Genomic DNA, 16,687 nt, shown 5'->3' with positions numbered 1-16,687 from the left:
TTGATTATCATTCTTTTTCTCCCTCCAACAACGTACCGTCAGAAGCATACTTGAACGGAACAAAATAGGTCATCAGAAACGCAGGTATCGTGGCAATCAAAACAAAAATGAAGAACGGTTCATAACCGCCCGGCCTGTCAAACCATTTTCCCAACATTTCACACACCCATCCGCTCATCATTCCGGGAAGCATCACTCCCAGATTCATAATTCCGGAAGCAAAGGCATAATGTGCCATCTGATGTTTTCCGGGAGCAACCTGCTGCATCATAAACAAAGTCAATCCGACAAACCCGAATCCATATCCAAAATATTCGAAGACGATTCCACCGCAAATCAGCAATCCGTTTTCAGGCTGAAACGTTGCCAGCAAAGCATAAACCACAAAAGGAAGGTTGAAAATGCAGCAAAGTGAGAACAAGGTTTTCTTCAGCCCCCTTGCCGAAATATAATAGCCGGCAAGCAAGGATCCCAGCACGAACGCAGCCGCGCCGAATGTTCCATAGTACAATCCGATTTCCTTTTCCGTCAGTCCCAAACCTCCCATGCTTCTTTCTGCCTTCAAGAACAGAGGCACAATCTTCATGACAAAGCCTTCGGCAAAACGATACAGAATAATGAAAAACAGATAATAGACAATATGACTTTTGCGGAAAAAATCTGTCAGGACAGCAACAAGCTCTGCTCCCACCTGCTTCACGGTCCGAGAGCCCTTTCTGCCCGTTTCGGTCGACGGAAGCATGAAATAATGATAAATCCCAAGCAAGACCATCACTCCGCACAGAATTGCCATTATCAGCATCCACGCTTTACGGCTTGCATCTAAAAGCATTTCTCCGTTCTGCGCGTTTCCGCCGAAAGATTCGATGGCATAGCCAGCCAGATAAACCAGCCCCCCCGTTGCTATAATCTTCGCTATATTATAGAAAGCGCCTTGCCAACCGATATACTTGGCCTGATCAGAAGAAGAGAGTTCGCTCATATAAACTCCGTCGCAAGCAATATCATGAGTTGCTCCGCTGAAAGCAACGACGGCAAGCAAGGCAATGGCTATACTGAAAAAATGCGGCAGATTAAGCGAAAATGCAACCAGACCGAACGTTACGCCAGTAATCAGCTGCGTAGCTACCACAAAAAACTTCTTTGTCCTGAACAGTTCGAGAAAAGGACTCCACAATGGCTTCAATGTCCATGGAAGCAGGATCAGCGAGGTCCAGAAAGTTATCAGCTTATCTTCCACTCCCAATCCTTTAAACATCAACACCGTCACCATATTGAGCACGACAAAAGGAAGTCCCATTGCAAAATAAGCCGTAGGCACCCACGTAATGGGACTCCTTCTCTCTTTCATATTCATATCTGCATGCCAATATTTCATCGCGAATCAATATTTCATCTCATTACTGAAAGAATACGGAAGGTCTTCTTGGGCCGTTCCCCGTGACATGTCGGGCTTGCTGCTCATGGAAATCTCAATGCGTCCTCCATTCTGCAAGACGGAATGAGTCAGGTAATTTTTCGTATACTCCTCTCCGTTGACATTCATCTTTTCAATGTAGAAATTGCAAGAGCTGTTTTCAGGCACATCAATCTGCATGCTGTTGCCGTTCTCAAAATGGAGCGTTGCCTTCTTGAACAGAGGCGCACCCATGACATACTGGTCTGTACCCGGACAAACCGGATAGAATCCCAGCGCTGAGAATACATACCATGCAGAAGTCTGTCCGTTATCCTCATCCCCGCAATAGCCGTCAGGAGTGGCAGAATACATTCTGTCCATAACCTGGCGCAACCAATACTGCGCCTTCCAAGGCTGCCTTGCATAGTTATACAGATAAATCATGTGCTGTATAGGCTGATTGCCATGCGCATAGTTTCCCATATTCATTACGGTCATCTCACGAATCTCGTGAATGGGAAAGCCGTAGTAACTGTCATCATAAAGAGGCGGTACAGAAAATACAGAATCCATCATTGCTACAAATGCCTCATCTCCTCCCATAAGGTTAATCAGACCTTGAGGATCGTGGAATACAGACCACGAGTAATGCCAACTGTTCCCTTCGGTAAATGCATCGCCCCACTTCAGCGGAGAGAACGGAGCCTGGAAGGTGCCGTCTTCGTTTTTGCCGCGCATCAGCTTGCTCTCCGGATCAAACAGGTTCTTGTAATTCATGGCCCGCTCTGCAAAGCGTTTGATTTCCTTGTCAGGGAGCTTCAATTCTTTAGCCAGACGATAGATGCACCAGTCATCATATGCATACTCCAACGTGCGGGCCGCATTCTCATTGATGCCGACATTATAAGGCACATAGCCCAACTTATTATAATACTGGCAGCCCAACCGCCCGGTTGAAGATATTTCAGGGTGCACGTGTTCTGTTCCGTGAACCAGTCCCTTATAAAGGGTTTCCACATCATCCACCTTGACACCTTTCAAATATGCATCCACCAAAACAGAGGCGGAATTGTTTCCGACCATGCAGCCCCGATGTCCGGGACTTGCCCATTCGGGAAAGAATCCGCTTTCCTTATACACATTGATCAGCCCTTCCTGAATCTCCTTGTTCACGGAAGGATACATCAAGTTCAACAACGGGAACAGGCAGCGGAACGTATCCCAGAAACCAGTATCTGTATACATATAGCCCGGAAGCACCTGTCCGTTATAAGGACTGTAGTGCACTACCTTTCCTTCAGAGGTTATTTCATAAAACTTCCGAGGAAACAACAGCGAACGATACAGACAAGAATAGAACGTACGATACTGGTCCAGGTTTCCGCCTTCCACTTCAATCCGGCTCAATACCTTATTCCAGGCATCTTTTCCTTTTTCGACTAAGCAGTCAAAAGAATCCGCTCCCAGTTCCTTCAAGTTCTGCTCCGCCTGTTCATAACTGATGAATGAAGAAGCCACACGCGCATGCACGACTTCCCCTTTATGCGTCCGGAAACCGATGACAGCACCGGCATGGTCAGCCTGTGATTCGGGCACACCCGTCCGAACAATGCTGTCGGCCACAGTCGCCTGATAAGCAAACGGCTTGTCGAACTCAATCACAAAATAATTCTTGAAGTTCGCAGGCACCCCTCCGCTGTTGCGGGTAGAATATCCCCAAATACGATTATTCGCCTTATCAATCTTTACATAAGAACCTTTGTCGAAGGCATCGACCACGATATAGGAATGCTCATTTTCAGGGAAAGTGAAGCGGAACATGGCGGCCCGTTCGGTAGGTGTCATTTCGGCCACAATATCATAATCGGCCAGATATACCTTATAATAATAAGCCTTCGCCGTTTCCCCTTTATGGGCAAACCAGCTGGCACGCTTGTCTTCATCAAACTCTGCTTTCCCGACCATAGGCATGATAGAAAACTGGCCGTAGTCGTTTATCCACGGACTCGGCTGGTGAGTCTGCTTGAAACCGCGAATCTTGGTAGCAGTATATGTGTACTGCCAGCCGTCACCCATCTTACCGGTCTGGGGAGTCCAGAAGTTCATTCCCCACGGACGAGAAATGGCAGGATATGTATTTCCCGCCGACAGATCGAACGTCGACTGGGTTCCGACAAGCGGATTCACATAATCCGCATAATCCTTTGCCTGCACCAATGCAACGACGCAGGCAAACACAAACAACAACAAATGTTTTTTCATAATTACTCAGCTTTTACAGGTTTGACTCCCCATCGGGTGGGCTGGCCGGTCATACGAATCTCAAGCGTTCCGCCCTCAGCAATGTCCCGATGGTTCAGGAAAGGTTTGTTTAAAGGCTGTCCGTTCAACAGAACAGATGCAATATATTTATTCTCAGGCGAATTGTTCTCCGTAACGACAGAAAATACTTTTCCGTCCTCCAGGCGAATCTCCGCCTTGTCAAAAATCGGGCGCCCGATAGAGTAAACCGGCTTTCCCGGGCAAACCTGATAGAATCCCATCGAATTAAGGATATACCATGCAGACATCTGTCCGCAGTCTTCATTGCCCGACAAGCCGTCAGGAGCATTCCGGTACTGCTCTTTCAGCACACGGTCAACCAGTTCCTGCGTTTTCCACGGACGGTTAATGTAGTTGTACAAATGAATCACATGATGGCTCGGCTCATTTCCGTGCGCATATTGCCCGATCAGTCCACTGATATCGGCAGAAACCAGTTCTCCTTCAATCGTAGAGTCTGCCGTAAACAGCGAGTCCAGCTTTCCGGCAAAGGCATCTTCTCCGCCCATCAGTTCAACCAGCCCTTCCACATCATGCGGAACAAACCAGGACCACTGCCATGCATTTCCTTCACAGTAATCGTCGTTCCGGTGATTCGATGCTTTCGGATTAAAAGGAGTGCGCCAATTGCCTTTTGAATCTACCCCGCGCATGAAACGGGTAGAAGGATCGAAATACAGCGTATAGGCCTTGGCAAACTTGCGGTACTTCTCGCTGTTCCGGTAATCTCCGGCTGCCTCGGCAAGAACCGAGATGCAATAATCGTCATAAGCATACTCCAATGCCTTTGCCACCGATTCATTCTCAAGGTCGCACGGGATATAACCGAGCGCATTCTTATAATATTTGGCCATAGGCATCAGATGCGGAAGCACAGCAGCAGGGCATTTGATTCCTGTCGTATCGTATTCAGCCACTCTCAAGCAAGCCTTATAAGCATCATGCAAATCAAAGTCCGCATTTCCCTTTGCATAAGCATCCGCAATGAGAGAAGCGGCATGGTATCCGATCATCGTACCGGTATAGTTGGAAGCCAGATCCCACATCGGGAAAATTCCGCCTTCACGGTTCTTCAGAAGCAGCGAATTGATAAATTCATTGTTCAGCTGAGGATCGATGATCGAATACAGCGGATGCAAAGCCCGGAATGTATCCCAAAGAGAGAATATCGTATATACCGGCTTACCGGCATCACCCTGATGCACTTTCAGGTCCATGCCGAGATACCGTCCGTCAACATCCGTAAACAGATTCGGACTGACAGCCGCATGATACATAGCCGTATAGAAAATGGTCTTGTCCGTTTCGTTCTTTGCCGATACATCTATTTTCGACAGACAGCCATTCCAGGCATCGTGCGCGTCACTCCGTACCTTTTCAAAATCCCAGTCCGGTATCTCCGCTTCCAGGTTTTTCTGCGCTCCGTCCATATCCACGGCAGAAATGCCCACTTTGGCAAGCACCTGCTCGTCTTTCTCTGTCTTGAAGTTCAACAGAACCTTGCAGCGCGGCTGCATCTTTCCTTTCGGGTCGGCCAGCGTATCCCGGACAATTGTATAAGTAAAAGGCTTCGAGAATTTGGCATAGAAACTGAGCTGCTGATCAAATGCCCAGTATTCGGTAAGCTTGTGCCCTCTGATTTCCGTATCGCTCACCACCTCCACCTGCATGTCGAGGTTTGTCTGATGCTGGATAGAATAGTCGAGATCAAGAATAAAGCCCGATTTGTCTGATTCAGGGAAAGTATACCGGTGAATGGCGGCCCTCGGAGTTGCCGCAAGTTCCGCTTTCACCTGATAGCGGTCGAGAAACACCGAATAATATCCCGGCACAGCCACTTCATTTTCATGCGAAAAGGCAGATGCGTAAGGCAAGGTCTGCGAGCTGTAATCCTGCGGGTCATACTGCTGTTCTCCCACAGTAGGCATCAGCAGAAAGTCACCATAGTCGGCACAGCCAGTACCGCTGACATGCGTATGCGAAAAGCCGTTAATAGTGGAATCTTCATAATAATATCCCGAGCAGGCATCCCATCCGTCGATCCGTGTGTCCGGACCGGGCTGGATCATACCATGCGGAGTGACCGGACCGGGAAAAGTGTGCCCATGTCCGCCCGTGCCGATAAAAGGATTTACATATACGGTATAGTCTTTTTCTGTCTGTTTGTCCGAACAGGAAGTTGCGCAAAAGACACTTCCGCAAATTCCCAAAACAACAACCGCAACTGCATTTTTCATAATATTCCTGTTTTTAGATTAATGTCTATTCTGACGAAATAAAAATCACATTGTTACGCTCTTTGTATTTGATGTGAAGCGTATGCCTCAACAGCTCCAGCATTCCGGTGACCGTGCTTTTCTTCTTCAGCTCGCCGGAATAGGTAGAAATCTTTTCCATATCAGGCGACAGAATAATCTTCACGTCATATATTTCTTCGAGCAGTCCGGCAATCTTTACGATATCCGCATTGACCAGACGCACCATATCGCTGTGCCACACAGCATCAAGCATCGCATCCGTTTCAAGCACTTTCATCTGTCCGGTACCCTTGTTCAGTTCAACTTTCTGCCCCGGCGAAAGCGTAATGGCACCCTCATCGTGTTTTCCCTCTGCCCGTATTTCACCTTCGAGCAGCGAGGCTTCCACAATCCGGCATCCGGGAGCATTCTTGAAATTAAACTTAGTACCCAGCACCTGTATGTCCATCGACTCGCCCGAAACGATAAAGGGCTTGTGCCTGTCTTTCGTCACTTCAAAGTAAGCCTCTCCACACAGTTTAAGCCTACGGCATTCGTCCGTGAACTGCTCCGGGTATTCCAGCACCGAGTTTTCATTCAGCCACACATGGCTGCTATCCGGCAACACCACTTCAATCACCTCACCGTCTGCCGTGGCGACCGTCTGCCATTTGCCCTGATACGTATCGTCAAAATACCAGACCGCCAGTCCGGACAACGACAGAATCAGCACGACAGCAGCCGCATATCTCGTCCATTTGGGAAGGACAAACACCTTGCGTTCTTTTCTGTCCTGCCCGATCCGTTCAAAAAGGCGCTTTTCAGCCCGCTCAATCCGCTCCCTCTCCAAACCATCCGCACGCTTCCCGAGAAAATACATTTCCTCCCACTCAAAGAGTTGGCGGGCATGCTCGTCCGATTCATTTGCCCATCGGACAATCATCCGACGTTCATCGTCCTCGCATTTCCCGTTAAAATAACGAATGATCATTTCATAATCAACATTTTTCATTTTACCTCAAGACTTCTACCTATTATATATATCCATTATCCTTCGACGAAATATCCGAGCTCAAACGTGCCCTGTCTGTTTCACAAAGAAAACAGATTCTGATTACAAAACACTTACAGCAAACATGTTAAAAAACATTATTCTGTCATTCAACCGGATATGTCCGCTACCACCAGACTTGTCCCGGCGAACTTCCCATCTCGATTTCCAGCATTCCGCCTTCCATTATCTGCTTATGAGTTATGTAACTTTCCGTATACGGCTTGCCGTCAAGTTTGACCGACTGGATATAACAGTTCGCACCGCCGGCTCTATGAGCGCGGACAACAAACGACTTGCCTCCGCCGAGCTGCAAGGAAACCTCCGGAAAGAGCGGACATCCTATTTCATATTTTCCTGATATCGGATTCACCGGATAGAAGCCCATTGAACTGAACACATACCATGCAGACATCTGCCCGCAGTCTTCATTGCCGCACAAGCCGTCAGGAGTATTCGTATACAACGTGCGCATAATCTGCGACAAATACTTCTGTGCCTTCCAAGGCTGTCCTGCCGCATTGTACAAATAGGCCACATGATGTCCCGGCTCGTTGCCGTGAGCATACTGGCCGATCATTCCCGTACTGAAGATAGGCAGTTTGTCCGCATCCGTCGGATGAAATGTGAACATACTGTCCAGCTTCTGGACAAACCGTTCTTTCCCGCCTGTCAATGCCATCAGCCCTTCGACATCATGCTGCACCGACCAGAAATATTGCCATCCGTTGCTCTCACATATATGCGGAGTATAGTCTTCGGCATTGAAATCCTCAATGAAGTTTCCTTCCTTGTCACGCGGCTGCATGAAGGATGTAGCGGGATTGTAAACGTTTCTGTAGTTTTTCGAACGCGCATAAAACGCTTCGGCAATGTCTTTCTGTCCCATTTTGCTGGCCATTTCCGCTATGCAGTAATCGTCAAAGGCATATTCCAACGTTTTCGACAATGACCAGTTATCTCCCTCCGAAGGATCATGGAGATCATAGGGAATATATCCTTTTTCCTTATACACGCCGATATCTCTGTAGCTGTCCAGATTGGCTGTCGCGACGCAGGCTTCGAGAGCCTTTTCCGGATCAAAGTCACCGATACCTTTCAGGTAGGCATCCGCTATGACAGGCACAGCGTGATAGCCTATCATCATGTCCGTTTCGCATCCATAAAAGTTCCACACCGGCAGACGGCCGTTCTGGTCATAAAAGGCAAGCAGCGATTTGACCATATCGTTAACACGCTCGGGCTGTGTCAGCGTGAAAAGCGGATGGGCTGCCCGATAAGTATCCCACAGCGAAAAGGTGCTGTAATTCACCCATCCGTCGGTCTGATGCACCTTTCCGTCGGGTCCATAGTACTTGCCGTCTACATCGCTGTATATCGTAGGTGCAAGCATACTATGATACAAGGCTGAATAAAAAACCGCCTTCTCATCGCGAACGTCGGTCTTCACCCTGACTTTCGCAAGCGCGCTGTTCCATGCGGCTTCAGCGTCTGCCAGGTAATCATCGAAATCATTCCCTGATCCCTCTGCCCGAAGATTGCCCAATGCTCCTTCCATACTCACTCCGGAAAGAGCCGTCACAAGCGTAAGCTGTTCTCCTTCGCGCGTGGGATAATCAAAGCGCGCAACCGTCGCTGTCCCTATCCTTTTCCCGTCTTTCTCTATAGCTGCCGTATCAAGTTCCACACCGGCAAACGGACGGGAAAAACGAGTGCAGAAATACACTTTCTGGTTACGTGCCCATCCGTCGGAAAAACGATAGCCGGCCACAGTGACCGAATCGATGATTTCTATATGCGAATCTTGGGTAGCATCCCAGTTCATCGCCTTGGCCAGATTCAAGAAAACAGCTGACTGCGCTTCCGGAAAAGTATACCGCTGGACGCCGCAGCGGGGAGTGGCTGTCAGCTCTACGTTAATGCCGTAGTCATCCAGTTTCACCTGGTAATATCCCGCCCATGCCTGCTCGTTTTCGTGTGAAAATTTCGAGTGGATGCCCAATGGAGCTTCTGCTTCACGGCAGGGCAAGGTGACAGGCATGAAAGAGATGTCGTACAAATCACCGGCTCCCGTTCCTGAAAGGTGCGTATGACTGAATCCGGCAATCGTGCTGTCCGGATAAAAGTAGCCGGCAATACGGTCCCAGCCGGGCAGTCCGTTGTCCGGACTCAACTGGACCATGCCGAAAGGCACCTGAGCCCCCGGATAGGTGTTCCCGGTAAAGTCGGTTCCAATAAACGGATTGACCAACTTCGCATAACTCTCTTCTGTTTCTTCCGAAAGGCGGCTACAGCCGGCAACGGTCAGACCCGCCATAAATAATATCAAAGAAATCGGGAATTTCTTCATTGAATGTGTTTTTTAGGTTTATATAAAAAACAGACTGAAAGCGAGAAACACTTATATGCTCCCGTATATTTAACAGTTTTACCGGAATGTTCCGGCAAGATTATTTTTCTGCAACGCCACCAAACATCCTCAATCTCCAATGTAAAGATATGCGTCTTCAGGCTAAAGATATACATCTCCAGTCTAAGGATTTATATCTCCAGCCTAAAGATAAAGATTTTATTGCGGCATTCCAAAATTTATACTGCCTGAAATTGCTCTCCGGAATGCAATGCCCCAAAAGATAAAAAAGCCATACTGACACAGAAAAGCTCTCTCCGCCAACGGATAATCCCGCAACGGAGAGAGCCACTCAAATTATACTATGGAGAAAAGAAACGGTTATTTGTATTCGATGGTTACACCATCTCCCTTTTCTATATTATCAATGACTTGTCCTTCTTTTAGAATAATGGTCTTAAACTTCACGCCACAAGTTGTTGCTTTCAAATATTTCAACGAAGGACATCCTGAAACATCCAATACTTCCATGTCACTACTATATCTATCTCCCATTCCCGCATCAAGAGATTCAAGATGCTCGCCGATATAAATCATCGTTCGTGCGTAAGTATAAGAAGAACTTGACGTACTAAATACAAAATCTTTGATCGGATTATCACCAAAATTAAATGAAGTGATACGATATCCGTATTGCACACTAAATGATTCAACCTTATGAAGGCCTGACAAATCAACCGTTGTCATTCCTGAACGGGTATTATCAGCAGCAATCTTAATCCTTGTTAAATTCGGGAAATTCTCTATTCCTGTTAAATTACGGATTCCATTCCTCCAATCATCATGATTTAATTCCGTCGCATTTTTCCCTTCATCTGTCACATAATATTGCGTTCCAGCTTTAGCAATCCATCCTTTTCCTGACAAGAATGTTGCAAAATTACTATCTGGAATATCAAACAAGACCATATTGGGATCTTTTTGAATAACGGATATTTGATAGGTATCTTCGTTCTGATCCGTAAAAATAATATTCCCCGTACGGAATACGCTGCTTTCCTCAACCCTAAAAGTTACAGTATAAGTTGACAATCCGTCATCTCCCACCTGAGGTTCAGATACAACAGGAGCTCCAATCCAGGCAATTTCAGCATCTACCTGAGCTTCAAAATCCAGATTTGTAACTATTTTAAACTGCAAATCTTGTGCATTGAGACCACACACTATCTGATTATCCTGCATCAAATCATTTGTTACCTCAAATTTTTCTGTAGGAGCCTGTTCTACCATCACTTCAACTATCTGTTCTACCAACGGACTGGAAATCTTAACAGAAGAAGAACGGGGAAGGAAAGTTGCATTCTCTGACACATCCAACAAAACGATACGTTCATCTCCAAATTTCGTTATCTTAGCCAAGCTTAACCAATCTTCATCACATTCAACAGACAAATCAGCAATATTTGTATTGAGCCTAACAATCACATCACCTCCTACATTTGTCGCTTCAATAACATTTTCACCATCAAATGATAATACGTAATTGGGATTAGACTCCACCAATAAAGGAGCTACGCTCGAACCGCAAAAGAACTTAAACAATGCGGTTCTAGCTTCATTAGCAGGGCTTTCATCAATGGTAAAAGTGACTTCTGCGCCACTCTTTCCTTCTGTAACAGACGGATGCACCCAATCACTGACACCAGCCAGCCGCCAGTCACTTTCACTTGTAACAGTAACAGTTGCTGTCCCTCCTGTACTTGTTACTTGGATTGTGTCAGACGACAATGATATTGAGGATACTCCAGCAACATCTGCCGTAGGATCATTGTCATCATCAGAGCAGCTCCACAAAGCAAGAACTGCCGACAACATTATTGCTAAATATTTAAATTGTTTCATTTTTTATCTTTTAGAAGTTGTTATTAATTTAACTCACTGAGAGAAGTCCGCACATTGCTGTTCTTTGGGTAATAATAAGTCGGAGAAACCAGCTCCTCATCGTATAATCCTTTACAAGCAGCATTACAATAAGATATTTGTGTTCTGTATTTATCAGGATTCAATGCAAAATACATGAAATATCCATATGTATCCCTTCTATTTCTCGCTGTATTTTCAATTTCACTCGTAGTATATAGTTTATTTAATTCCACAGACATTCCACCACATTGTTTATATGTCATCCCGATTCCCGGTTGAGCAACCCATCCATAGTCGCCAACCGCATAATCACAATATTCTCCCGGTGTAACACCATCGATAACATGAAGTTCATTCGAATACATATAACCTAAATTATAAAGTGACACAATCTTGTCAGGCATTGCAACCTTACATTCATACATCAATCGCGAACCAGCGTAATACGATCTTCTTGCGAGCCACGGATTGGACAAATCGGGAGCTGATGAATATTCATCATCAAAAGCCACACCGTCCAAATTGTAAGCATCACAATAAGCAGCCAGTTCACGGGCAAACTCACGAGCCCCCATATCGGAAAGCTGAGCCACACCTGCCTCATCGTGATTTCCAAGAATACTGATAATCACTTTCATTCCAGCCTTGCGGAGCGGCTGTAAATATTCCTCATTATTATCCAACAAGAACTGCACGTTGGGATTGTTAGACACGTACACCCGTTGCTTTTCAGCGTTCCAATTGATATTAGCAGCAAACAGCACAACATGGTCAAAGAAATACTTTCCACTCGCTGTCACAAATTCCAAAGCATTAAGCGGATTTACATCATTCACTTCAAAATAAACGACATTTTTAGGCGCATCTGCTCCTTTATCCGGTGTGGGCATACTCCGATAATCCTTTACAAGAAATACCATATGTCTGGCATCTTCCGGCAATATAACACCCTCGGTAGTCGTCGAAACGGCTAATGGAACAATATAGGTCTGATCTTCTTTCATACCTTCAAAGGCAGTTAATGTAACGCCAATATTCGGCAAAGTCTGATCATCCGGAGCAAGCACATAAGCACCATTATTCTCAAAACTTACATTTGCAGACGGAAACAGTTCAAAGTCAGTTCCATGCGCTGTATTATAAGTCTGGGCATAAGCCTCATCCACCTGAATCTTTATATCAACTCCTTTTTTCGGCCGTGTAGATAAACGAAACGTAATGTCTGTGGAATATTGATCGTTGCGCATCTCTACTACCGAATTATTTTGAAGGGTGGTTCCGTCAATCAATTTCCCTTTAAGCTGTATTTCTTCTGCATACGGTGAAACACTATCCGACCTTACGATAGCATCTTCCTCACATGAAGTCATCAATGCCAGCACCGCCAACGGCAATGCTAAAAGGCTTCGTTTGATAGTATATGTCATATTCATACTTCAAATTATAAAAATAGATAATAAATCAGTTTCCACGCTCAGGCAATGCAACATTTGTCCACGTCAAGTCCTCATTAGCTGTGATGTCATTGCCATTGACTGTATTGTCCTTAACGACTTTTCCAGCACCTTCATTAAACTTCCAATAAGCCACCAGTCCCGGACTTGCAGGATCCACTTCATAAAAATGAGAAGCAATTTCTTCCTGCGTACGCTGCACATTCCATATACGCACTTCAGAAATATCACCTTCCAGCCAACGTTCATCATTATAAGCACGACCGATAAAGCAACCGTTACTGCCACCTAGCAGGCTGACACGTCCAGCCGCCTCTTGATCACGAGCCACCTCTTCACCATTTGTATAAATAATACGATCTCCTGTAGTAGCGTCCCATACAACTGCAACATGTACCCATTCATTCGTTGGAAGTCCTAATGCTGAGTTCCCTTCAGGGAAGTTTCCGTTTGGATTTACCAATTGTACTTGATTTTCCGGGAATCCACTATCTCCAATACGAACCAAGAAAGTACCTTCAATTCCAAAAATAGTACTCATGGCCTGCCCCTTTAAGCCATCTACCGTTCCAAAATCACGGACACGGATCAATGCCTCAACCGTAATTGCAGACATATTAGTCACCAAATCACGACTAGCCCAATTAACAGGGAAATAATTTTGAGAAATGTCCGCCACCACATTAATCAATGACGCTCCCTTGAACACAAAATAGGAAACTTTCTTTGAATCAAGCAAGCCTATACCTGTTACATCAGTCACTTCCACAGGCATTACATAAGTAGAATCAGAGTTCAATGTTTCCAAATTAACAAAAGATACAGTTACCGGATTCGACTTTGTCGCACCGGCATCAATAGTAGCCACCGGTGATTCTATCACACATTTGTTTTCCGGCAAAGGCAAAGCCATTCCTCCATAAAGAGAATTATATACAGACACTTTCGATGGGGCGGCTACGAAACGTCCTGTGACTGTTGTTGCAGCTTCAAGAGCCGTAGCCAAATACAAATCGCGGGATGCTGTTGAAGATTCTTCTCCTTCTTTGAAAACAAAGTCATTCACAGGGTTCTCCATATCCACGAAGAGCTTGTTGTCGAAATGATGCTCATTCAATTCGTCGTTTGTCTTACATCCGCAAACGGCAATTGATGCAAAAGCAAGAGCAATTATATTCAGTTTTTTCAGTTTCATAGTTCTTTATCCGTTAGAATTTGACTAATTCATGATTTGCAATGCCTGACGAATATGCCCGTAAGTATATTCGCGCTGGAAATAATCATCCCTTACATTGTCTACGCAAAGACCGGCCTTTTCAAAAGTACCTTGTGAAGATATCACTGCATAAGCAGCACCTATCACTGCATAAACCTTAGTTCCATCCTCATTTGTCCCGTTGAAATAGCCGTCCGTTGCCTTTTCATCAGCAAGATCAGGTATTGTCACTCCGAAAACGATACGGTCGGCAGGCACACCTTCGGTCAACTGCATTTCGGCATTCCATATCACATCATCCGAAGAAACAGCGTCAAGCATCGGGATAACAATATAATCCGCATAACTGAAAATGGAAGCGTCCATTATATTGGACGTGTATCCCTCAAATATGAATACAGCATCCTGATGGCTTTCCGCCCACGTCTTGATTTTTCCAAAGAATGTTGCCTGACGTGCCTGCAGCTGTGCTTTCTCTGCTTCAGGCATACCTACCGGTGATGCAGGATTTGAATAAACTACCTGAATGCCATCGTATCCGTACTTGTCATACAAAGCCAGCAGGCTGTCTACATACTGATTGCACACTTCCGTAAAGCGGTCGGCTTCCGGCTCTGCCGGCTGTTCTGCCTCACCTCCTTCTTCAGCCTGACTTTCTGACTCCTCTTGAGAAGCGTCGTTCTCAGCTTCTTCTCTGTCCAGAATAGCCTGAAGAGCAGCTTCTACATCAGTATAGCTGACTGAATACAAAGTGCGGGTGCCCTTCTGCTCGCGTATTTCAGCCATTTCCTGCTCTGTAACCGGGTTCAGGCTGTCTGCCGCCTGCAAGACAACAAAGTCCGTGCTGTCGGGAAGCGCAGAAATACGGTCGCCCTGTCCTCCTACAGTATACCCGCTATTGTCAAACTTCGCTATCAATATCTTGTGGGGATTCTGCTTATACTCCCTCAGCAAGTTCAAGTATGCGTTATAAGCTTCCGGATCCTGTTCCGACGGAAGAGTGTAGTTATAGTCCAAGCTCTCCACATCTGTCCAGTCTGAACATGACGATACAACCGGAACAACGAACGCAGCCAGCGCAAAGCTTTTGATCAGTTTTTTATAGTTGTTCATAATCTTCAAATTTTAAAGGTTCAAGTTTACTTTTTGCAAGCCCACCATACATCAGTAGCCATATTGTCCGGACCATTCAGGTAATTGTCACGTGCATATTGAACGTTTTCCTGATTATTGGTGTTTTCTTCTGTAGGATAAGGCATCCGTCGCACTCCGCGGTTGCTGTCAACCACACCTCCACTCTTGTTTCCTGTAGCTGTAGCAGGCAGCAGATGAGGATATCCCGTGCGGCGATAATCCGCCCAAGCCTCATTGCCCAGCATCCAGTTGGCAATCCATTTTTGCGTGATGATGCGTTCCTGCTTTTCTTCAACAGTAGCACTTTCATCCCACTTGATCGTGACATCACTGATCGTGGCGGCATATGAGTTGATGCCAGCAGGATCTGTATAAGTTTCCGGCACGCTCGTGTCATCAGCCAAATATTCGTCAGCGCCGGTAGCTCCCCACTGCTCAAATGACAGACGTACACCCTGCTCGTAGAAGCTCTGTGCAGTTCCACCCAGATCAAAGCCGAACACCGCCACACCTTCTGCACGAAGGAAAGCAACTTCTGCTGCATTCATCCACTGAACCGGATCTCCGGCAGAGATGTTTATTGCCGAATATTTTGAGAAATATTGGCTTGCAGACGAACCACGGTCTATGCTGCGGCGAAGCCCCACAAACGTGTTCTGGTTCCAGGCACCGTCTTCATTCTTAAAATAGCTGGCACGACGGTTATCCTTGTAACCGTTCATATAGCAGACGATATCTGCCGAAGGCCGGCTTTCATCACCGTTATAGTTAATAACAGTAAACAAAGAATTGGTAATAGTTCCAAAATAATGCCATGCAGCATTGTCTTCGTTCTCTTCAATCACTCCAAATTCGTGTTTGACTGCGCTTTCCGCCATTTCCTTGGCCTTGGTCGGGTTCGCATAAGAAATACGCATCGCCAGACGCAGCTTCAACGAGTTAGCAAACTTAATCCACTGCTGAACGTTTCCGCTATATACAAAGTCTGCACTCGGAACCAAAGCAGCATCCTTATTTTCGGTCAGCGTAACGATTGCGCTGTCCAATTCGTTGAAAAACGTATCATACACCTTTTCCTGCGAATCATAAGGCACTGTAATCTTTCCTTCTTCTCCAATCTGAGAATAAGGAATCGCTCCATACGCATCTGTAACACGGCTCATTGCAGCGACCTTGATCACCATAGCTATCGCATACGGAACAGGATTCTCCGTTGTCTGGGAAACGAGTTTCACGGTGTTGAGATTCGGATACAATTGCGGGATAATCCGGTCGCTTATCAAAAACACGCGAGTCCAGTCATTCGTTGCATTGAAGTTTCCAATTGATGAAGGCCAGGCTCCGGAGTCAGCAAAATATCCGCCACAAGTACCTCCCAGCAAACAGTCGGTAAACTGCGCCGTATTATTATCATCCGATATAACTGTCCCAGCCAAATTACTCATAGCGGACCCAAGCGCATAGTCATCCGGATTCAAGTCACCCGGCTGATAAGGATCGGAGTTGATGTCGATGTATTTGTCAGTACAAGAAAAACTTCCCAAAGCCAAAGCACCGCACATCAATGTATTAAAAATATATCTTTTCATACCTATCTACTT

10 protein-coding genes are annotated in these 16,687 nt (G+C 45.9%); all 10 read right to left on the bottom strand.

All coding sequences use genetic code 11. From position 1 onward, the window contains the following. Window positions 1–7 precede the first annotated feature (7 nt). Window positions 8–1,351 carry an MFS transporter gene (locus tag QUW60_RS02565; protein ID WP_375337974.1) on the bottom strand — a complete coding sequence of 448 codons (1,344 nt, stop codon included), beginning with the start codon at window positions 1,349–1,351 and terminating at the stop codon, window positions 8–10. Between the two features lie 33 nt (window positions 1,352–1,384). After that, window positions 1,385–3,661, bottom strand: a complete 2,277-nt coding sequence (locus QUW60_RS02560; RefSeq protein WP_289558332.1) for a GH92 family glycosyl hydrolase — start codon at window positions 3,659–3,661, stop codon at window positions 1,385–1,387. 2 nt (window positions 3,662–3,663) lie between these two features. Continuing rightward, window positions 3,664–5,961, bottom strand: coding sequence for a GH92 family glycosyl hydrolase (locus QUW60_RS02555; RefSeq protein WP_289558415.1), 2,298 nt, complete (start codon window positions 5,959–5,961; stop codon window positions 3,664–3,666). Window positions 5,962–5,983: 22 nt separating this feature from the next. Next, entirely contained in the window at window positions 5,984–6,970 is a 987-nt protein-coding gene (locus QUW60_RS02550; protein WP_289558331.1) for a FecR family protein, read from the bottom strand. Window positions 6,971–7,136: 166 nt separating this feature from the next. Then, window positions 7,137–9,359, bottom strand: coding sequence for a GH92 family glycosyl hydrolase (locus tag QUW60_RS02545; RefSeq protein WP_289558330.1), 2,223 nt, complete (start codon window positions 9,357–9,359; stop codon window positions 7,137–7,139). 381 nt (window positions 9,360–9,740) lie between these two features. Further along, complete coding sequence (locus QUW60_RS02540) at window positions 9,741–11,261, bottom strand: BACON domain-containing protein (protein WP_289558329.1); 1,521 nt, start codon at window positions 11,259–11,261, stop codon at window positions 9,741–9,743. 23 nt (window positions 11,262–11,284) lie between these two features. Next, window positions 11,285–12,715, bottom strand: coding sequence for a BT_3987 domain-containing protein (locus QUW60_RS02535; RefSeq protein WP_289558328.1), 1,431 nt, complete (start codon window positions 12,713–12,715; stop codon window positions 11,285–11,287). A gap of 28 nt (window positions 12,716–12,743) precedes the next feature. After that, window positions 12,744–13,931 carry a DUF1735 and LamG domain-containing protein gene (locus QUW60_RS02530; protein WP_289558327.1) on the bottom strand — a complete coding sequence of 396 codons (1,188 nt, stop codon included), beginning with the start codon at window positions 13,929–13,931 and terminating at the stop codon, window positions 12,744–12,746. 24 nt (window positions 13,932–13,955) lie between these two features. Next, window positions 13,956–15,065: a glycoside hydrolase family 18 gene (locus QUW60_RS02525; protein ID WP_289558326.1), complete on the bottom strand. Its 1,110-nt coding sequence runs from the start codon at window positions 15,063–15,065 to the stop codon at window positions 13,956–13,958. A 26-nt stretch (window positions 15,066–15,091) separates the two neighbouring features. Continuing rightward, window positions 15,092–16,675 (bottom strand): RagB/SusD family nutrient uptake outer membrane protein, encoded by a 1,584-nt coding sequence (locus tag QUW60_RS02520; RefSeq protein WP_289558325.1) that lies wholly within the window; start codon window positions 16,673–16,675, stop codon window positions 15,092–15,094. Window positions 16,676–16,687 lie beyond the last annotated feature (12 nt).

Origin of the sequence: Bacteroides gallinaceum (assembly GCF_030373775.1) — a bacterium.
Classification (GTDB): Bacteria; Bacteroidota; Bacteroidia; order Bacteroidales; family Bacteroidaceae; genus Phocaeicola; species Phocaeicola excrementipullorum.
The sequence above is the reverse complement of the archived record's forward strand: the minus strand, read 5'-3'. Positions and strand labels throughout refer to the sequence as shown.

What these genes read in the sequence shown, in the direction of transcription:
- QUW60_RS02525 (WP_289558326.1), bottom strand. Translation starts at nt 15,065, where the DNA reads ATGAACAACTATAAAAAACTGATCAAAAGCTTTGCGCTGGCTGCGTTC.
- QUW60_RS02540 (WP_289558329.1), bottom strand. Translation starts at nt 11,261, where the DNA reads ATGAAACAATTTAAATATTTAGCAATAATGTTGTCGGCAGTTCTTGCT.
- QUW60_RS02565 (WP_375337974.1), bottom strand. Translation starts at nt 1,351, where the DNA reads ATGAAAGAGAGAAGGAGTCCCATTACGTGGGTGCCTACGGCTTATTTT.
- QUW60_RS02545 (WP_289558330.1), bottom strand. Translation starts at nt 9,359, where the DNA reads ATGAAGAAATTCCCGATTTCTTTGATATTATTTATGGCGGGTCTGACC.
- QUW60_RS02550 (WP_289558331.1), bottom strand. Translation starts at nt 6,970, where the DNA reads ATGAAAAATGTTGATTATGAAATGATCATTCGTTATTTTAACGGGAAA.
- QUW60_RS02520 (WP_289558325.1), bottom strand. Translation starts at nt 16,675, where the DNA reads ATGAAAAGATATATTTTTAATACATTGATGTGCGGTGCTTTGGCTTTG.
- QUW60_RS02560 (WP_289558332.1), bottom strand. Translation starts at nt 3,661, where the DNA reads ATGAAAAAACATTTGTTGTTGTTTGTGTTTGCCTGCGTCGTTGCATTG.
- QUW60_RS02535 (WP_289558328.1), bottom strand. Translation starts at nt 12,715, where the DNA reads ATGAATATGACATATACTATCAAACGAAGCCTTTTAGCATTGCCGTTG.
- QUW60_RS02530 (WP_289558327.1), bottom strand. Translation starts at nt 13,931, where the DNA reads ATGAAACTGAAAAAACTGAATATAATTGCTCTTGCTTTTGCATCAATT.